This is a genomic window from Pseudomonas sp. ICBG1301 (assembly GCF_016918385.1).
Taxonomy (GTDB): Bacteria; Pseudomonadota; Gammaproteobacteria; order Pseudomonadales; family Pseudomonadaceae; genus Aquipseudomonas; species Aquipseudomonas palleroniana.
In genome coordinates this window covers 84,228-99,175 of sequence record NZ_JAEKGB010000003.1, presented here as the reverse complement: position 1 = coordinate 99,175, position 14,948 = coordinate 84,228, and the positions used below count along the sequence as shown (strand labels likewise).

19 protein-coding genes and 1 tRNA gene are annotated in these 14,948 nt (G+C 58.1%); 11 read left to right on the top strand and 9 right to left on the bottom strand.

Annotated elements, in window-relative coordinates; translation table 11 throughout:
• Positions 1-110: 110 nt before the first annotated feature.
• The 9 genes from gabD to JBE38_RS07640 all read right to left on the bottom strand — a co-directional run bounded on the left by gabD (position 111) and on the right by JBE38_RS07640 (position 5,954).
• A complete protein-coding gene (gene gabD / locus JBE38_RS07680; RefSeq protein WP_060755529.1) occupies positions 111-1,553 on the bottom strand; it encodes an NADP-dependent succinate-semialdehyde dehydrogenase in 1,443 nt (480 codons plus the stop codon).
• Between the two features lie 296 nt (positions 1,554-1,849).
• Positions 1,850-2,164 carry a RebB family R body protein gene (locus JBE38_RS07675; RefSeq protein WP_090367596.1) on the bottom strand — a complete coding sequence of 105 codons (315 nt, stop codon included), beginning with the start codon at positions 2,162-2,164 and terminating at the stop codon, positions 1,850-1,852.
• Positions 2,165-2,214: 50 nt separating this feature from the next.
• Positions 2,215-2,529 (bottom strand): RebB family R body protein, encoded by a 315-nt coding sequence (locus tag JBE38_RS07670; RefSeq protein ID WP_060755527.1) that lies wholly within the window; start codon positions 2,527-2,529, stop codon positions 2,215-2,217.
• Positions 2,530-2,611: 82 nt separating this feature from the next.
• Positions 2,612-2,944: a hypothetical protein gene (locus tag JBE38_RS07665; protein WP_090367598.1), complete on the bottom strand. Its 333-nt coding sequence runs from the start codon at positions 2,942-2,944 to the stop codon at positions 2,612-2,614.
• 40 nt (positions 2,945-2,984) lie between these two features.
• Complete coding sequence (locus JBE38_RS07660) at positions 2,985-3,611, bottom strand: hypothetical protein (RefSeq protein ID WP_205344062.1); 627 nt, start codon at positions 3,609-3,611, stop codon at positions 2,985-2,987.
• 82 nt (positions 3,612-3,693) lie between these two features.
• On the bottom strand, positions 3,694-4,266 hold the full coding sequence (locus tag JBE38_RS07655; protein ID WP_205344061.1) for a hypothetical protein: 573 nt from the start codon (positions 4,264-4,266) through the stop codon (positions 3,694-3,696).
• A gap of 18 nt (positions 4,267-4,284) precedes the next feature.
• Entirely contained in the window at positions 4,285-4,512 is a 228-nt protein-coding gene (locus JBE38_RS07650; RefSeq protein ID WP_003187543.1) for a RebB family R body protein, read from the bottom strand.
• A 95-nt stretch (positions 4,513-4,607) separates the two neighbouring features.
• The gene (locus JBE38_RS07645) at positions 4,608-5,150 is read right to left on the bottom strand and encodes an RNA polymerase sigma factor (RefSeq protein WP_060755523.1); all 543 of its coding nucleotides are present in this window, start codon (positions 5,148-5,150) and stop codon (positions 4,608-4,610) included.
• Positions 5,151-5,237: 87 nt separating this feature from the next.
• The gene (locus tag JBE38_RS07640; protein WP_205344060.1) at positions 5,238-5,954 is read right to left on the bottom strand and encodes a Crp/Fnr family transcriptional regulator; all 717 of its coding nucleotides are present in this window, start codon (positions 5,952-5,954) and stop codon (positions 5,238-5,240) included.
• Between the two features lie 207 nt (positions 5,955-6,161).
• Here JBE38_RS07640 and JBE38_RS07635 point away from each other — a divergent pair.
• The 11 genes from JBE38_RS07635 to JBE38_RS07585 all read left to right on the top strand — a co-directional run bounded on the left by JBE38_RS07635 (position 6,162) and on the right by JBE38_RS07585 (position 14,760).
• Positions 6,162-6,238: transfer RNA gene (locus tag JBE38_RS07635), tRNA-Arg, on the top strand.
• A gap of 167 nt (positions 6,239-6,405) precedes the next feature.
• Positions 6,406-7,641: a tyrosine-type recombinase/integrase gene (locus tag JBE38_RS07630; RefSeq protein ID WP_205344059.1), complete on the top strand. Its 1,236-nt coding sequence runs from the start codon at positions 6,406-6,408 to the stop codon at positions 7,639-7,641.
• 282 nt (positions 7,642-7,923) lie between these two features.
• Positions 7,924-8,781: a hypothetical protein gene (locus JBE38_RS27640; RefSeq protein ID WP_240202461.1), complete on the top strand. Its 858-nt coding sequence runs from the start codon at positions 7,924-7,926 to the stop codon at positions 8,779-8,781.
• Between the two features lie 100 nt (positions 8,782-8,881).
• On the top strand, positions 8,882-9,163 hold the full coding sequence (locus JBE38_RS07620; RefSeq protein ID WP_205344058.1) for a helix-turn-helix transcriptional regulator: 282 nt from the start codon (positions 8,882-8,884) through the stop codon (positions 9,161-9,163).
• Entirely contained in the window at positions 9,160-9,465 is a 306-nt protein-coding gene (locus JBE38_RS07615) for a hypothetical protein (RefSeq protein WP_205344057.1), read from the top strand. The genes JBE38_RS07620 and JBE38_RS07615 overlap by 4 nt, the downstream gene beginning before the upstream one ends.
• 375 nt (positions 9,466-9,840) lie before the next feature.
• Positions 9,841-9,999 (top strand): hypothetical protein, encoded by a 159-nt coding sequence (locus JBE38_RS07610; protein ID WP_205344056.1) that lies wholly within the window; start codon positions 9,841-9,843, stop codon positions 9,997-9,999.
• Complete coding sequence (locus tag JBE38_RS07605; protein ID WP_205344055.1) at positions 9,996-10,280, top strand: hypothetical protein; 285 nt, start codon at positions 9,996-9,998, stop codon at positions 10,278-10,280. Before JBE38_RS07610 ends, JBE38_RS07605 begins: the two co-directional genes overlap by 4 nt.
• Positions 10,277-10,549 carry a DUF3077 domain-containing protein gene (locus JBE38_RS07600; RefSeq protein ID WP_205344054.1) on the top strand — a complete coding sequence of 91 codons (273 nt, stop codon included), beginning with the start codon at positions 10,277-10,279 and terminating at the stop codon, positions 10,547-10,549. Before JBE38_RS07605 ends, JBE38_RS07600 begins: the two co-directional genes overlap by 4 nt.
• Complete coding sequence (locus tag JBE38_RS07595; protein WP_205344053.1) at positions 10,546-13,434, top strand: DUF927 domain-containing protein; 2,889 nt, start codon at positions 10,546-10,548, stop codon at positions 13,432-13,434. The genes JBE38_RS07600 and JBE38_RS07595 overlap by 4 nt, the downstream gene beginning before the upstream one ends.
• A gap of 228 nt (positions 13,435-13,662) precedes the next feature.
• Complete coding sequence (locus JBE38_RS07590) at positions 13,663-14,508, top strand: chromosome segregation protein SMC (protein WP_446731245.1); 846 nt, start codon at positions 13,663-13,665, stop codon at positions 14,506-14,508.
• Positions 14,509-14,571: 63 nt separating this feature from the next.
• Positions 14,572-14,760 (top strand): hypothetical protein, encoded by a 189-nt coding sequence (locus JBE38_RS07585; protein ID WP_205344052.1) that lies wholly within the window; start codon positions 14,572-14,574, stop codon positions 14,758-14,760.
• Positions 14,761-14,948 lie beyond the last annotated feature (188 nt).

Here is a 14,948-nt window from a genome sequence, read left to right as displayed (position 1 = left end):
CATGCGATGATCGACTGCCACAGCTTTCCCGGCCACTACGAATAACGGGGTGAAACACGCAAAGGGTCAGCGCTCTCGTGCCCTCTGCGTTTACCGCATGCTCCTGCCGGTCAGATGCCCAAGCAGAGGTATTTGATTTCCAGGTAATCCTCGATCCCGTACTTGGACCCTTCACGGCCCAGGCCCGAAGCCTTGATGCCGCCGAACGGTGCCACTTCGTTGGAGATCAACCCGGTGTTGACGCCCACCATGCCGTATTCCAGGGCCTCGGCCACACGGAACACACGGCCCAGGTCGCGAGCATAGAAGTAGGAGGCCAGGCCGAACTCGGTGTCGTTGGACATGGCGATCACTTCAGCTTCGTCTTTGAAGCGGAACAGCGGCGCCAGCGGGCCGAAGGTCTCTTCCTTGGCGACGGCGGCGTCTTTCGGCACATCGACCAGGATGGTCGGCTCGAAGAAGTTGCCTTCCATCACCTTGCCACCCGCCAGCAGCTTGGCGCCTTTGCCGAGGGCATCGGCAATGTGCTCCTGGACCTTGGCCACGGCTTTTTCGTCAATCAGCGGACCGGTGGTGGTGCCTTCTTCGAGACCGTTGCCGATCTTGAGCTTGGTCACCGCCACCTTGAGTTTTTCCGCAAACGCGTCGTACACCGAATCCTGGATGTACAAGCGGTTGGCGCAGACGCAGGTCTGGCCGTTGTTGCGGTACTTGGAGATGATCGCGCCTTCGACGGCCTTATCCAGGTCGGCGTCGTCAAACACGATGAACGGCGCGTTGCCGCCCAGCTCCAGGGAGACTTTCTTGATGTCCTTGGCGCATTCGGCCATCAACTGGCGACCGATTTCGGTGGAGCCGGTGAAGGACAATTTACGCACGATCGGGTTGCTGGTCAGCTCGCCGCCGATATCGCCGGCGCTGCCGGTCACCACGCTCAGCACGCCTTTGGGGATACCGGCACGGTGCGCCAGCTCAACCAGGGCCAGGGCCGAGAACGGGGTTTGCGAAGCGGGCTTGATCACCATGGTGCAGCCGGCGGCCAGGGCCGGGCCGGCTTTACGGGTGATCATGGCGGCCGGGAAGTTCCACGGGGTGATGGCAGCGGTCACGCCGATCGGCTGCTTGATCACGATCAGGCGCTTGTCGGGCTGGTGGCCGGGAATCACGTCACCGTAGATGCGCTTGGCTTCTTCGGCGAACCACTCGATAAAGGACGCGGCGTAGGCGATTTCGCCCTTGGCTTCGGCCAGCGGCTTGCCTTGTTCGAGGGTCATCAGGCGGCCGAGGTCGTCCTGGTTTTCGATCAGCAGCTCGAACCAACGGCGCAGCTTGTTGGCGCGCTCCTTGGCCGTCAGCGCACGCCAGGCCGGCAGGGCCTTGTCGGCGGCTTCGATGGCGCGGCGGGTTTCCGCAGCGCCCATCTTCGGCACGGTGCCGAGGATTTCGCCCGTGGCCGGGTTGTTGACCTTGATGGTTTGACCGTTGTCCGCATCGACCCAAGCGCCATCGATAAAGGCTTGCTGGCGGAACAACTGGGTATCTTTGAGCTGCATGTCGGCTTTCCTTAACAGCACCGCGCGCACGCGGAGCGAATTAGAGTTGTTGAAAGGCGCCTTGTGGGCTGCCGTCAGGGAAATCAGCCCCAGCGCGCACGATGATCAGAAAGCGCACGGGAGACAGAGCGTTTGAAATCTCAAACGAATCCTAGGATCAATGGGGGGGCAGGGCAATAGTCTGTTCGAAAAAAAGAACGAAAACCGCGCATTTGGCGCACCTTTCGGATCAAGCGTGCAAACGACAACACCCCCGCCGCCTGTTGGGCGACGGGGGTGCCTGGGGCGGCTGTGATTTAAGGCTGGAACGATTTGAGGATGGTCAACAGGCTGGTCAGGTTGTCGGCCACGCCGCCCTGGGCGACTTTCTCGGTGGCGGCAGCGCCTGCGGTGGTGTCGACGCTGTAGATCTGCATCACGCCCTGGTTGGTGGCGGCCTGGGCCAGGGTGTTTTGCTGCTGCTGGGCCGAGACCGAGTTCTGGAACAGGATCGCCGTGGCCTGACCCATCGATTGGTAGATCGTGCTCATGGCCATCGCCGGTGCCTCGGCAACGACCTTGACGTTGGTCTGGGTAACGGCATCGGTGATTTGCGGGCTGACAGTACTCATGGGTGAAACTCCTTTGTTAAGAAAGAACAACATCCGTTATCGCTCAGTGCTTAAGACTGGAAAGACTTGAGCACGGTCAACAGGCTGGTGAGGTTATCCGACACGCCGCCCTGGGCGACTTTCTCGGTAGCCGCCGCACCCGCCGTGGTGTCGACGCTGTAGATCTGCATCACGCCCTGGTTGGTGGCGGCCTGGGCCAGGGTGTTTTGCTGCTGCTGCGCGGACACGGCGTTCTGGAACAGAATCGCCGTGGCCTGCGCCATCGATTGATAAATGGTGCTCATCGCCATCGCCGGCGACTCGGCCACTACCTTGACGTTGGTCTGGGTGACCGCGTCGGTAATTTGTTCGTTAACAAATGCCATGATTAACTTCCTTATTGAGTACACGGTGCATTCCGTGTTCATGAATGAACGTTGCGAAACAGGCGCTGTGAAGTGTGCGGTTTCAGGAGCCGGCAGCCTTGGCCAGGGCGGCCTCGATCTGCGCAATCAACTTCTGGATCTCAGCGTTCACTTCACGCTTGAGCTGCGCCCGACCGGCGCTGTCCTCAGGCGTGCTGTTCAACGCTTGGCGTACCGCCTCTTCACTCTGCTCGGCGGCCTTGCGGATCGCCTGTTCGTTGACTCTCGATTGCTCAAGCACCTGGGTGGCGCGCTTGAGGGTTTCATCGACGATGGCTTGGGGCGTTCCGGCGAACATCTGCGGGTTGCGCAGCATCGCTTCCAGCCGTTGACGGTCATCGCTCGATAGCACTGAGGGGATGGATGGGTGGGCCATGTCGATCTCCTTGGGCAATGTAGGGCTGGCGACAGGCCCGCTAAAGCCGCACCTCCTGACCGTCTTCCCAGAAGCCCGCAAAGTAGAACAGCGGCGAGGCATCACAAAACGTCGCCAGTTCCGCGGGCGTAATCGCCGAAGGCCGCCGATTGAAAATGGCAGGCGGTGGTGGCACCAGGTTAGCCACGTTGTAGAGGTTGCCCATCTCATAAGCGTTGGCCGCGAATTGTGAGCAAAAGGAACTGCTGCCAATGGCTACCGACTCATTGATTCGGTCCTGCAGGGAAGTGTCGGACTCCCAAGCCTTGAACGCCGAAAGCATCGCGTTCCACATGCTGTAGCGACCGTCAATTTCGCCACCGAGCTTGTCGAAATAGAACTGTTTGGCCGCTACCGCCGCCGCAAACCCCAGTTCAGTGTCACGGCAGGAAAACACCATGGCGGTGCGAGGTGGTTTTTCCAGGCTCACGTCAGTCAAGGCCAAGCCACTGCCAACGCTTTCGATCACCATCGTCTTGCTCACCGCAATCGCCGGGTGAACCACATTCAGATACGTTGTGTCCTGGGAGAACACTTTGGCTTTGACCAACTGACCGGCCTTGATAAATGCCCGCGTCGTACTGTCGTCTTCTTGCTTCACCGAAAAAATAAGATCTCCAACGTCCATGATGTCGCTCCTCACTCAAGAAAAGTTACTTTCAAGTTGCTGTTGCACCGTTCCAGCAGAACTCCGGAACGCTGTGCTCGGTTCAGGCCGCTGGCGCTGCCCGGTTGGCCAAGGTGTCGGCGTACTTGGCGATGCTCTGGTCGATCTTGTCGATGGCCACGCTGGCAGCCTCGGCCTCCATCGCACCGGCTGCGGCAGCCACGGCGGCGGCCGCGCCCACCAGCAGGTCGGTGGCCAATGCGCCCAAGGCATCCTCGGCGGCGGCCGGCAGGTTGTCCTTGACGATGTTCTCGGTCATTTGCTGCAACAGCACAGCCTGAGCCGCCAAGGCGATCTTGCTGACCCCATCGAAATAGCCCGCCGCCGATTGCGCGACCAACCCCGCCGCCTGGCTGATCATCATGTCGGCCGGCACGGCGATCTGCGCCGGGGCGTAGGCGAAATTCTGCGCATTGGTGAACTGCACCGCCTGGACGATCTGGCTGTTGAGCGCGGCGGTGCTGTCAGATGAGGGCGTGCTCGCCTGGTTGAGCAAATGCTCGTTCATGCGCGCCATGATCGAGCGCGTGGGTGATGCTGCCGGGGCGGCCGCCGGGGGTTGCGTGGCGGGTGTTTCAGGCGCGGGGCTGGGCTTTTTTCTGCTGAACCATGACATGGCAAGTCTCCCCAGGGTTTAACCCTTCTCGCCAATCTGCATGATCAACGCAACGGCTTTGGAAATCACCGCGTTGGAAATCTGGTTCATCGCCTGCTGGCTGTTGACGGCGTTCTGCAACGACAAGCCCGCCGCACTGCTAGCCACCTGATACAACGACGCAATGGCCTGCGCCGGCGCCTCCGCGACCACCTTGACGTTGGTTTGGGTCACCGCGTCGGTGATCTGGCTGTTGACCTCTGTCATACATCTCTCCTTGATGGAATTCACCCGATCGGGGTGGGGGTGGCGTGACGCGCTCCTTAACTAGAACGCCTCACGCCGATGTCTGTGAAAGGCATTCAGCGCAAAGCGCTGCGCAGCAATTGCACCCGCTTGCGCACCAATGGCAGCTTGACCTGCAGTTCAGCGGCGATCTGGGGGTAAGGCAGGTCATCGACAAAGCGCATCTCGAACAACCGCTGCTGTGCGACAGGCAAGCGCGCCACATGCGCCGTCACTTGCTCCAGGCGCTCATAACGCTCCACCCACTCCAGCACCGAGGCGCAGGGGGCGGCGAGCGCGGCCAGGTGATCGTGCTCAAGATCGACCGAGTCATCGAACAGTTGCCCCTCACGCTTGCCACGCCGCAGGCTGTCGAGAAACACATGGTCGAGCACGAGAAACAGAAACCCCTGAGGGTCGCGAATACGCTCGGGCGAACGCCGAAAAAACAGCAGGGCCTTGATCGCCGTTGCCGACAACCACTCCTGGCCCTGATCCCGGTTACCCTTGGCACGCCGCAGCGCACGCCGCTTCAACTCGCCCTGGACGGCGCGCCAACTCGCTTCAAACAAGCGGTCATCCGCCACCCATTGATCCTTGAACGGAACAGTCATCCCCATCGCAAGCACTCCTGTGCATCCTTGATGAAGGGCCAGTGTGCGAGGCACAACCAAGCGTGCGCTGTTACCTGGGGAACACCGCGAGGGCTAATTCAAGGCAAACGCCTTGCGCCGCAAATGCTCCAGGTCGTTGATCACCATCCGCTCCAGGCTGCCGCTGATCAGGCCACTGCGGCGCCACAACTGCAGTTGCACATTGAGCTTGGGGCGACTGGTATTGAGCATGGCCGCCAACACCCCTTGGTTGGCGGGCAATGACACGCTGGGCATGGCAAGGGCCAGGTCGATCTCGTCCATATTGGCCAAAAGAAACCGCGCCAGCCGCGACTCCAGCCGATGCAGGCACACCAATTCGAGCAGTTCGATGGCATGCAGCAGGCGCACCATCATCAGCATCAACAGGCGCCGCAGAAACACCGGTTCCTCAAACAGCGGAGCAAAATGTCGACGCCCCAGTTGCAGCAAGCGCGTCGGGCCGCCGGCAAAGGTCGAAGACTCACGACCATGGTCATTGATCAACGCCGTCTCGCCCACGACCTGCCCGGCGCCCATGCTGCCGATGATCTGCTCGCGCCCATCCGGCCCGTGAACCACCGAATAGATCCGGCCCTCCACCACCAACGCAATAAATTCGAGAGCGTCATCCTTGAAATAAAGCAGCTCACGATCAACCAGCGTGCGCTCCACCATATGGGTGGCGACGTAGCACAAGAGCGGCTCCGGCAGCCCTCGGAATAAATCGGAGCGGGCGAGCAAGGTCAGTCTCAGCGGGAGATCGAGCATCACGGTTCCTTTGGAATGCATGCGTTCACCTGGCCAGGGGGAGGGAATTGCGGCGCCACAGCGGTGCTGGAGCCACAAGAGCAAAGCAAACAAAGGGACGTACGGTAGGAGGAGTTGTGAAAGATAATGGCAAATAGCCGCTTTTGGCCCTGACACTGCCTACGATCGCCAGTGAAAACACCGGCATGGACGCATCTGGCCGACATGGGTATGATGTCGCCCGCACAAGCATCCGTAGCTCAGCTGGATAGAGTACTGCCCTCCGAAGGCAGGGGTCGTGGGTTCGAATCCCGCCGGGTGCACCATATAGCAGTCTCGGGCTGTCTCAGACAGTCTACGAAACACCCCAAGAAGCCCGCCCTGTGCGGGCTTTCTTGTTTCTGGCTATCCGTCCCTGTCTACCCCTATAACTTCCCGCCGTGTATGCCCACGTGTATGCTTCGCAATTCCTATAACTGGAGGCATACAGGAAGTGAAGCGCTCTGAAATTAAACGCCGCCCTTTAGCAGACACCACGCTTGCAGGGCTAGAGCCTGACCACGCTACTTATCGGGAGCAGGACGGGAATGGTCTGTACTTTCGGGTAAAACCTAACGGGCAAAAATCGTGGGAGCTGCGCTACAAAAAGCCAGACGGCAAATGGTCTTGGCTGGGCCTAGGCGGCTACCCGGAAATCAGTGGCTCATTGGCGAGGCAGAAAGCAGCTCAACTGCGGGAAGACGCATCGACCGGCAAAAATCCATTAGTGAGCAAGCAAGCTCGCAAAGTTGCAGACCAGGTTGCTGCCAACAACACTTTTGAAGCGTTAGGCCGCGAGTGGTTTGAGGCCAGACGCACAAGCTGGGAGTCAGGTACGTCTCGACGAGTGCTTGGCGCACTGGAGCTTCACGTATTCCCCGTCTTCGGCAAGCGCGTATATACAGAAATACTGCCCCTGGAATGGATGGAGTTTCTACGAGGCATGGAACAAAAGGGGATCATTGAACAAATGGGCCGGGTTCGTGCCTTTTGTAAAGAGATCTATGACCTTGCCCGCGTAACAGGACGAGCCGTCCATAACCCCCTTGAGGGTCTCAGCAAATTCCTACAATCGCGTAGCGCTGAAAACTATGCGCACGTTTCGATTGAAGAACTGCCTGCGCTACTTCGAGCGATCAACTCCTACCCTCACGCAAAGGACGTCCGTATCGGGCTTCGCTTGCTCTCCTTATTAGCATCGCGCCCGAGCGAGATCCGAGAAGCACGCTGGTCAGAAATCGATCTCACCAAAAAGCTATGGACGATCCCTGCCGAGCGAATGAAACGTCGCCGCGAACATGTGGTGCCTCTCTCTCGACAGGCAATCGAAGCGCTCACTGAGTTACGAACACTTACAGGTGCGTACCCTCTCCTATTTCCAGGCAGGAAAGACAGAACAATCCCCCGTAGCAACACCGTCTTTTTGATGGCGCTACGCAGACTGGGATATGCCGGTCGGCAAACAGGCCACGGCTTTCGTCACATCGCGAGCACCATACTCAATGAGCAGGGTTTCGATGAGAATCATATTGAGGCCCAGCTCTCTCATGCAAAGGAGGGGATTGCCGGGGTCTATAACAAAGCGGTGTACCTGCCTCAGCGCAGAGTGATGATGCAGTGGTACGCCGATCACCTTGATGCCCTAGTGAATGGAAATGTGGTGCAGGGCCAATTTGGAAAGGCAGTATGAGAGCACATACCCAGCCCCCCTCCAAAATCGGTGTAACGGGTGTTACTCGAGTAACGCCTATCACCAAAGGCCCAGTTTCATTGGCTTTCACGCCTGTTACACACTTGAGAGACACAGCGTACATCCGATGTAACGCTGCTCAGGCGTGTAACGCAAAAGTCAGCCCTCAGGCGCTGCGGGCAGACGCTTTTTGCCCGAGCCTACCAAGCGACCTTCGCTGGCTCCGCCTTTCAAGCGCAGGGCGTGGGACTCTCGGTTACACGGGGCCTGAGACACGTGGCAATGACTGATCGCCAGACCATATTGCATTCGGCGTTAAGCAGCGGCCTGCTCAAATCTCTCTCAGCGCAACCTCTCTATGACCTCTGCCGTGAACAGGTCGCTGACGCCTGCCACCTGATCGACCAGTGCTGGCTGCGCATTCATCGCGAAGACATCAATAAAGATCTCGCCGACATGAAAGATCTCGGCAGCATGTGCATTCAGACAATGATTAATGAGGAGAGCATTTTTCAATATGCCTCCACCGACACCAGGGCACGCCTGGCGCATTGGGTACGAATGTACAGTGGTTACTACTCGGTGTCGGAGCGTGATGCTCATGCGGGCTACATCATGGCTTGTGCCGTAAAAGCGCTGGAGACATTAGTCAACTGGATGCAAACAGCCGATCAAGACGCTTGGTCGCATGTGCCTGAACCTCCTACCGATTTGCCGCGGGGCCTCTACTGCGAGCTCGTAGAGATGCAGGTCGATCCGGATGAGCACATCCAGACACTTGATGATTACGCCCTCTATCTAAAACCGATCACATCCCTACCCTGCCTGGTCGACGATGAACTAAGACCCATCGCCGAACGAGCGATCAAAAATGCCACCCGCAAAAAAGGCGGTCTCATCAGCGGCATGGAGCGTAACGAGGAAATTAGCGTTCGAGACGCCGCGATAGTTAAAAAGGGGCTCCACTACCGTGCAGCGGGGATGTCCAAACGCAACATTGCAACGAAGGTGCATGCCTGGCTACAAGGCGAGGTAGCAAAACCTCCAAAACAACGGCCTGAGTGGATTGCGCTTGAGACTGAAAAAGCCCTCACCCGCAAAAGTGTTGAAGCCATTCTCAAACGCTACTTCGTGCTGTAAGCCAGAAATTTCAATCGGATTTCAATTGGAAGTGAACTGCTCATCTCCGACCCGCACCTAGATCATTGCTCTCAGTCCTAACCAGTCGAGAGCAAGACCTATGAAAGCGTCTATCACCAAACCTCCCCACTTTAACCCAACCACTCCAAACCCCATCTTTGACGCATCGTCGACATTGATCCGTATGCCCGAAGTCGAGCGGATCGTGGGCATGAAGCGTTCCACCATCTACAAACTCATGCAGCACACGGATAGCGGCTTTCCCCTGCCCGTCAAATTGAGCAACAGCAACGCCCGCGGTGCGCCCGTAGCTTGGGTTTTATCTGAAATCCAAACATGGGCACGAAGCCGCATAGAGGCTCGCAACCAGGTGGCAGCATGAAAAATCGAGTCGCCAACAGGGCCATCTTGCAGCCCTTTTCTGTACTCAGAACGGTCGGATTCTCATCACGCGGTATGCAGCGTTTTGAACGTTACCGCACAGAGCAAAAACGCATGAACCGGGACGTGATGGTGATGCGATGGACAGATGGAACCTGGTGCGCATTATCAGTTCCCTGCCAAGCACCCCAAGCAATCATCGTCGACGAAGGCCAACAAATCGACGCCTACGAGGATGCACGCGCCTGCCTCGATGGCGACTTCTTGCCCTTTGTTTCCCTGCGATGGGAAGTCCATGCCTGAAACGAAAACGCCCCCGGCGGCAACCGGAGGCGTTGAGGTAAATCTACATGCCTGATCAATTTATGCCGCCCCGAAAAAATCCGCAAGTGATCTGCACAGTTGCACTTTCAAAAAACGGACGTTACTCTCTGGCCGTCGCTGCAAAATCAGCGACCGGGTTTGACGGCCCGTTCAGACATTGGCGCACAGGCGCCCCCATCACGATTGCAGGCGCTTTTTTTGTGCCCGCACATCCTGTTTATGGCGGCTGTGCGCGGGATACCTTCGGGTATGCCGGGTTCCTTTGTCCCCGGTCCGTCAACCTGCGTACAGCTGCCACCCTAATTCGTTTGACGGCGAACCGTGGCAGCTCCCCAGACAAAGGAGTTTCGCCCAATGCACGCCACCAATCCGTTCAAAATTCGCGCCGCTGCTCATCGAGCAATGGCTCTCGCCGCTTTACACGCCAACTCCAGCCTCGCCACACGCCTCTCTCGTTACAACATCCACATGTCCAAAGCGCGAGCTCTGGAAGCCGAAGGGGGTGCCCAATGAGCACGCTCCCAGGCTTTGCACTGCCCGAGGATCTGCTCTGCGTCAGCCAGGACGCTGAAGCCGGTCTACCTATTGACGCCATCACCTGTGCTCTCGACCGTGCCGACTCGGTTCTCATGCTGTTGGAAGATCACTTAGACGGGAATAAACCCCTGCTTTCCAACCACGTGTTGTCGTCCGTTATTTGGGACGTGCGCGGCACTTTGGGCTTGATCAAAACACTCACCATGTACGGTGATGCCTCCTCTGTGCCAATGGGCCAGAAGGGCGGTGCCCTGTGAATACTGCCAACACTCTCGGGCGCGCCGAATTCTCATGCGTTGCCAGCGGTACTCAAAAGCTGTTTAGGGTCAATGCAGGCGTGCCGATCGAGGACGCACTTGAGGCCATATCGCTGTTTCAGCACTACGCCAATCAACTGACCCTCGACGCCGCCATGAGTAATGAGGGCGAGCGGTTCAGTTGGCCTGCTTTGTACCTGGGCGAAATGGCAAAAGCACTGATTGATGACGTGAACGATGCGCTGTATGCAACGAGGACCGCACCATGACTCAGCGCACCGGCAAGACCTCAAAACGCCCCAGCTTTGCCGACGTAAAAAGCGCCGCCCTGAAGAACATCGACCGCGTCCTAACTCACTGGCTGCCGAACGGCAAACGCGTCGATGGTGGCAAGGAATACACCGCACCTAATCCCACGCGTACAGACAAGCGCGCAGGCTCGCTCAAGGTCAATTTGAGCAAAGGCACCTGGGCGGATTTTGCCACCGGCGACAAGGGCGGCGACCTGATTGACCTGGTGCGCTACATCGACGGCGGCACGGACGTCGATGCCTGCAAAAAGCTGGCGGATCTGCTCAGTGTTTCCGCTGGTTCTGCGACTGCCAAAAGCGCACCGCCCAAGAGTGCTAAGCCGGAGTGGATTGCGATTCAACCGATCCCGGCCGAGGCCATGAACAAGTGTCCAACCAAACACCGGCAACACGGTGTTCCGTCCAAAGTGTGGATCTATCGCGATGCTCAGGGCCAGCCGGTCATGGCGCTGTATCGCTTCGACCTGGGTCCCGATGAAGACGGTAAGCCGCGAAAGGTCTTTGCGCCTTTGACCTGGTGCAAACGCTCCGATGGACAAACCACACAATGGCGCTGGCAAGGATTGCCGGAGCCTCGGCCATTGCTGCGCCTGGATGAGCTGGTACAGCGTGCAGATGCGCCTGTGGTGCTGTGTGAAGGCGAGAAAGCTGCTGACGCCGCCGCTGAACTGATGCCCGACCACATCGCCACCTGTTGGCCGAACGGCTCCAACTCTTGGCACAAGGCCGATCTGACGCCACTCAAAGGGCGAAGCGTTGTGCTGTGGCCGGATAACGATGCCAGCGGCAAGGTCTGCATGGACGCCCTCGAGCTCAAGTTGATTGAGCTGGGCGCCGCTTCAGTGCAACGAGTTGCGCTCGACATGTTCAATCTCAGGCCCAGCAGCAAAGGCGGCAAGCCGACACTCGTCAAAGGTGGAAAATGGGCTGACGGAGACGATGCAGCAGACGCATTAGCCAAAGGCTGGACCGCTGGTCACGTAGCCGAGCTGGTGCGCAACGGCGAGCTTTTCGTCGGCGCAACTGAGCACATCGAGCCTCAACAAGCCCAAGCTAAGGCGCCCGCCAAACGCCCTGCAAAATCGAAAAATGACCTGTTGCCAGGCGGCTTTCGCCTGACGCCTGAAGGGGTGTTCTATTCCGGCGATGATGGTGAGGCGCGCCCCGTGTGTTCGCCTTTGGAAATCATCGCCCGCACTCGCGACGACAAGGGCCACAACTGGGGCTTGTTGGTCGAGTTCGATGACCCGGACGGCGCCAAAAAACGCTGGAACATTCCAGCCCGAACCATGACCGGCGACTTCGGCAAGGACGTACTTGGGCCACTGGTAGACATGGGCCTACGCCTCGCTGGAAGTCGGTCGGGGCGCAATGCCCGTAATGACCTGCAGAGCTATCTCGGCGGCTTCGATAGCGCCCAGCGCGCACGATTGGTGACGCGCCTGGGCTGGCACGACAACGCCTTCCTTTTGCCCGAACAGCAAATCGGCTCGCACGCCGAACACCTGCATTTTTATGAAGCCGGTGCGCAGCTTCCGCCAATCAGCGAAGCGGGCTCTCTGGAGCAATGGCAGCAGCAAGTCGGCGCGCTATGCGTTGGAAACCATCGCTTGGCGTTTGTCGTCTCTGTGGCGTTTGCAGGGCCTCTGCTGAACATGCTGGGGCATGAGTCGGGCGGCTTCCACCTGTATGGCGACAGCTCCGGGGGCAAGACCACTCACCTGCAAGTCGCTGCATCGGTTTATGGCGGGCCTCGTCTGGTGCGTTCATGGCGCTCGACAGACAACGCGCTGGAGTCCATCGCCGCCGCACACTCAGACGGCCTCCTGGTGCTGGATGAAATCGGCATGTGTGACGCACGCATCATTGGGGAAACGGTGTACATGCTCGGCAACGGCACCGGCAAGGCCCGGGCGAATGATCGAGGACAAGCAGGCCGACAGGTGCAGGAGTGGCGCTTGCTGTTTCTCTCGACCGGCGAGAAGACATTGGCGCAGCACATGGCGGATGCAAACAAGGAGCTGAAAGCGGGCATGGAGGTGCGCATGCTTGCGGTGCCTGCGGATGCGAGCAAAGGCCTCGGCATGTTCGATGTGCTGAATGGTTTTGAGGATGCTGCTGCCCTCTCCGATGCGCTCAAGGCGCGTGTCGCCAAATACTACGGCACGCCTTTCACCGCCTTCCTGCACGCGCTGTGCGCGCCTGGAGAAATGCTCAGGTGGTCGGTGATCGTTCGCCGCACGGTGGAGCAGTTCATCACCCAAAACCTACCTGCATCGGCCAGTGGGCAAGCCCAACGTGCAGCCCTTCGCTTTGGCCTCGCAGCAGCGGCCGGAGAGTTGGCCACCGCCTTTGGCGTCACCGGTTGGCCTGATGGTACGGCCACGACTGCTGCGCGGGTTTGCCTGCATGCATGGCTGGCTGAGCGTGGCGGCGCCGGAAACTTCGAGAGCGATGCGATTTTGGCGCGGCTGAGACAGGTCATCGAGCGCTTTGGAGAAAGTCGCTTTACCCGCTGGGAATCTGCCGCCGCCAAGATCGATGAGCACGGCCCACGCACGATTGATCGGTTGGGCTTTCGCAAGACGATGGAGCACGGCATGGGTGACGCACTGCACACCACCAACACCTATTACGTGCTCCCCGAGGCATGGCGCTCCGAGATCTTCCGAGGCATGAACATCAACGCCGTGAATAAGGAACTACTGCAGCGTGGCGTGCTGGAGCCGGCCAGCGATGGCAAGGCATCGAGTCTGGTCCGTTTGCCCGGCCTCGGTCCGCAACGCTGCTACGTCGTAAAGACGATTCCGGGAACGGATGACCGCGAGGCTCGGGCTGCCTGATGGCCTCTCTGCTGATCGAGGTAGCGCCGGCTTATTCTCCCGGCCTCGCCAGCCGCTCATTCAACCCAAAGCCAATTTGAAGGAACAAGAAAGATGAACGAATTCCAAGCTTCTACCGAAAAACACGAACTGCTGGCCAGCGAACTGGACAGCAGCGAGACCACCTTACTTGCACTGCAGAACTCGGATAGTACTCATGCGACCGCTAACTGCGAGAAGAAGCAACGAATGATCGATGAGATCGACCAACTGACCACCCGCCGTGATAACTACCTGAGGACGGCTGAAGAGCACTACGCCGAGATGGCACCGTTGGAAGCCTTACTGGAGGGTGACGAAGAATTAGACGCGAATCGTCTGCGTGAAGTCCGCAGTGAGTACAACACGCTGAAACTTCCGTACGACTCCAATAAACACCATGCCTGGATCTTAGATGCTCAGATCACTCGACGCGAGCAACTGCTCAATCACGAAACCTTGATGACCGGTTACACCGAATCGATGGTGAACTGGAAAGCCGACGAGCAAGAGCTCAACGAAAAACGCGAGAGTCTTAGCACCCGCTTGGAGCAGATCCAGCAACAAGCGGTAGAAGACTTGGCAAAGGCCCGGCAAGCCGAAACCGATGCAGCCACCGCCTACGCACAGGCAGTAGCTTGGGGCGACACCGATGGCGAAAAGAACGCCAATACAGACGCGCAAAAAGCTGCGAAAAACCTTACGACGGCCATCGAACACAATCGTCGCCAGCACCTCATCATTGCCGCGCTGGAGCAGGAGCTGGTCATCGTCAACGAACACATCGCCGAGGCGCAAAGGGAACACCTTGCCATCCAGAGAACGGCCTTGTTGCTAGCCAAAAAAGTATTGGAAGAGCAGTGGAACGAAGAAGCCCAGGCACTGATGGATATGGGCGCCAAGCTGTGGGCTGCCCAACGTTTGCTGGGTGAAGATCAAATCAGCCTGAGAAGGTTGGTGCTGCCTAAAGAAGGCGAAGGCTTCGACACATGGGGTAGTCGTGAGCTCTCTGACCGCTCGTACAAGTTCACCGTAGAAGACATCCTCTCGCTGTAACACAGCGCCATCTTAAACAGCCTGCGGACGCGGGCTGTTTATAACTCTATCAGGACAAAGACCATGATCACTCAATTCCGAAACAGCGCGAGTTGGAGCGAGACACTGAAGGCGCGGAAAGAGCATTTAGCCGCCTTGCTCAAAATTGTCGACATCAAAACCGGGAAGACCACAACGGTCCAGTCAATCACCATCAATCTGATCAAGAATGAAATGACCCACGTGGAAAGTAAGCTGAAAGGATTACCATAATAATGAACTTTTCAGCTTTGATGCTATTAAGCTAGACCTCTAAAAATGCATACAGAAAAAGGGCCTCATTTTAAGGCCATAGTTTCTGTACTCAGCTGGTGTACATTGCTCTTCCGAACCAAACATACTTCCACCTTCTCGCTTAGCTTCTATGCAAAAAAATCCGCAAAAGCTGAGCCACCTCAATA

Excerpts from the sequence above, each read along its gene's own strand:
- gabD (WP_060755529.1), bottom strand. The coding sequence starts at position 1,553 with ATGCAGCTCAAAGATACCCAGTTGTTCCGCCAGCAAGCCTTTATCGAT.
- JBE38_RS07675 (WP_090367596.1), bottom strand. The coding sequence starts at position 2,164 with ATGAGTACTGTCAGCCCGCAAATCACCGATGCCGTTACCCAGACCAAC.
- JBE38_RS07670 (WP_060755527.1), bottom strand. The coding sequence starts at position 2,529 with ATGGCATTTGTTAACGAACAAATTACCGACGCGGTCACCCAGACCAAC.
- JBE38_RS07665 (WP_090367598.1), bottom strand. The coding sequence starts at position 2,944 with ATGGCCCACCCATCCATCCCCTCAGTGCTATCGAGCGATGACCGTCAA.
- JBE38_RS07660 (WP_205344062.1), bottom strand. The coding sequence starts at position 3,611 with ATGGACGTTGGAGATCTTATTTTTTCGGTGAAGCAAGAAGACGACAGT.
- JBE38_RS07655 (WP_205344061.1), bottom strand. The coding sequence starts at position 4,266 with ATGTCATGGTTCAGCAGAAAAAAGCCCAGCCCCGCGCCTGAAACACCC.
- JBE38_RS07650 (WP_003187543.1), bottom strand. The coding sequence starts at position 4,512 with ATGACAGAGGTCAACAGCCAGATCACCGACGCGGTGACCCAAACCAAC.
- JBE38_RS07645 (WP_060755523.1), bottom strand. The coding sequence starts at position 5,150 with ATGGGGATGACTGTTCCGTTCAAGGATCAATGGGTGGCGGATGACCGC.
- JBE38_RS07640 (WP_205344060.1), bottom strand. The coding sequence starts at position 5,954 with ATGCATTCCAAAGGAACCGTGATGCTCGATCTCCCGCTGAGACTGACC.
- JBE38_RS27640 (WP_240202461.1), top strand. The coding sequence starts at position 7,924 with ATGACTGATCGCCAGACCATATTGCATTCGGCGTTAAGCAGCGGCCTG.
- JBE38_RS07620 (WP_205344058.1), top strand. The coding sequence starts at position 8,882 with ATGAAAGCGTCTATCACCAAACCTCCCCACTTTAACCCAACCACTCCA.
- JBE38_RS07615 (WP_205344057.1), top strand. The coding sequence starts at position 9,160 with ATGAAAAATCGAGTCGCCAACAGGGCCATCTTGCAGCCCTTTTCTGTA.
- JBE38_RS07610 (WP_205344056.1), top strand. The coding sequence starts at position 9,841 with ATGCACGCCACCAATCCGTTCAAAATTCGCGCCGCTGCTCATCGAGCA.
- JBE38_RS07605 (WP_205344055.1), top strand. The coding sequence starts at position 9,996 with ATGAGCACGCTCCCAGGCTTTGCACTGCCCGAGGATCTGCTCTGCGTC.
- JBE38_RS07595 (WP_205344053.1), top strand. The coding sequence starts at position 10,546 with ATGACTCAGCGCACCGGCAAGACCTCAAAACGCCCCAGCTTTGCCGAC.
- JBE38_RS07590 (WP_446731245.1), top strand. The coding sequence starts at position 13,663 with ATGATCGATGAGATCGACCAACTGACCACCCGCCGTGATAACTACCTG.
- JBE38_RS07585 (WP_205344052.1), top strand. The coding sequence starts at position 14,572 with ATGATCACTCAATTCCGAAACAGCGCGAGTTGGAGCGAGACACTGAAG.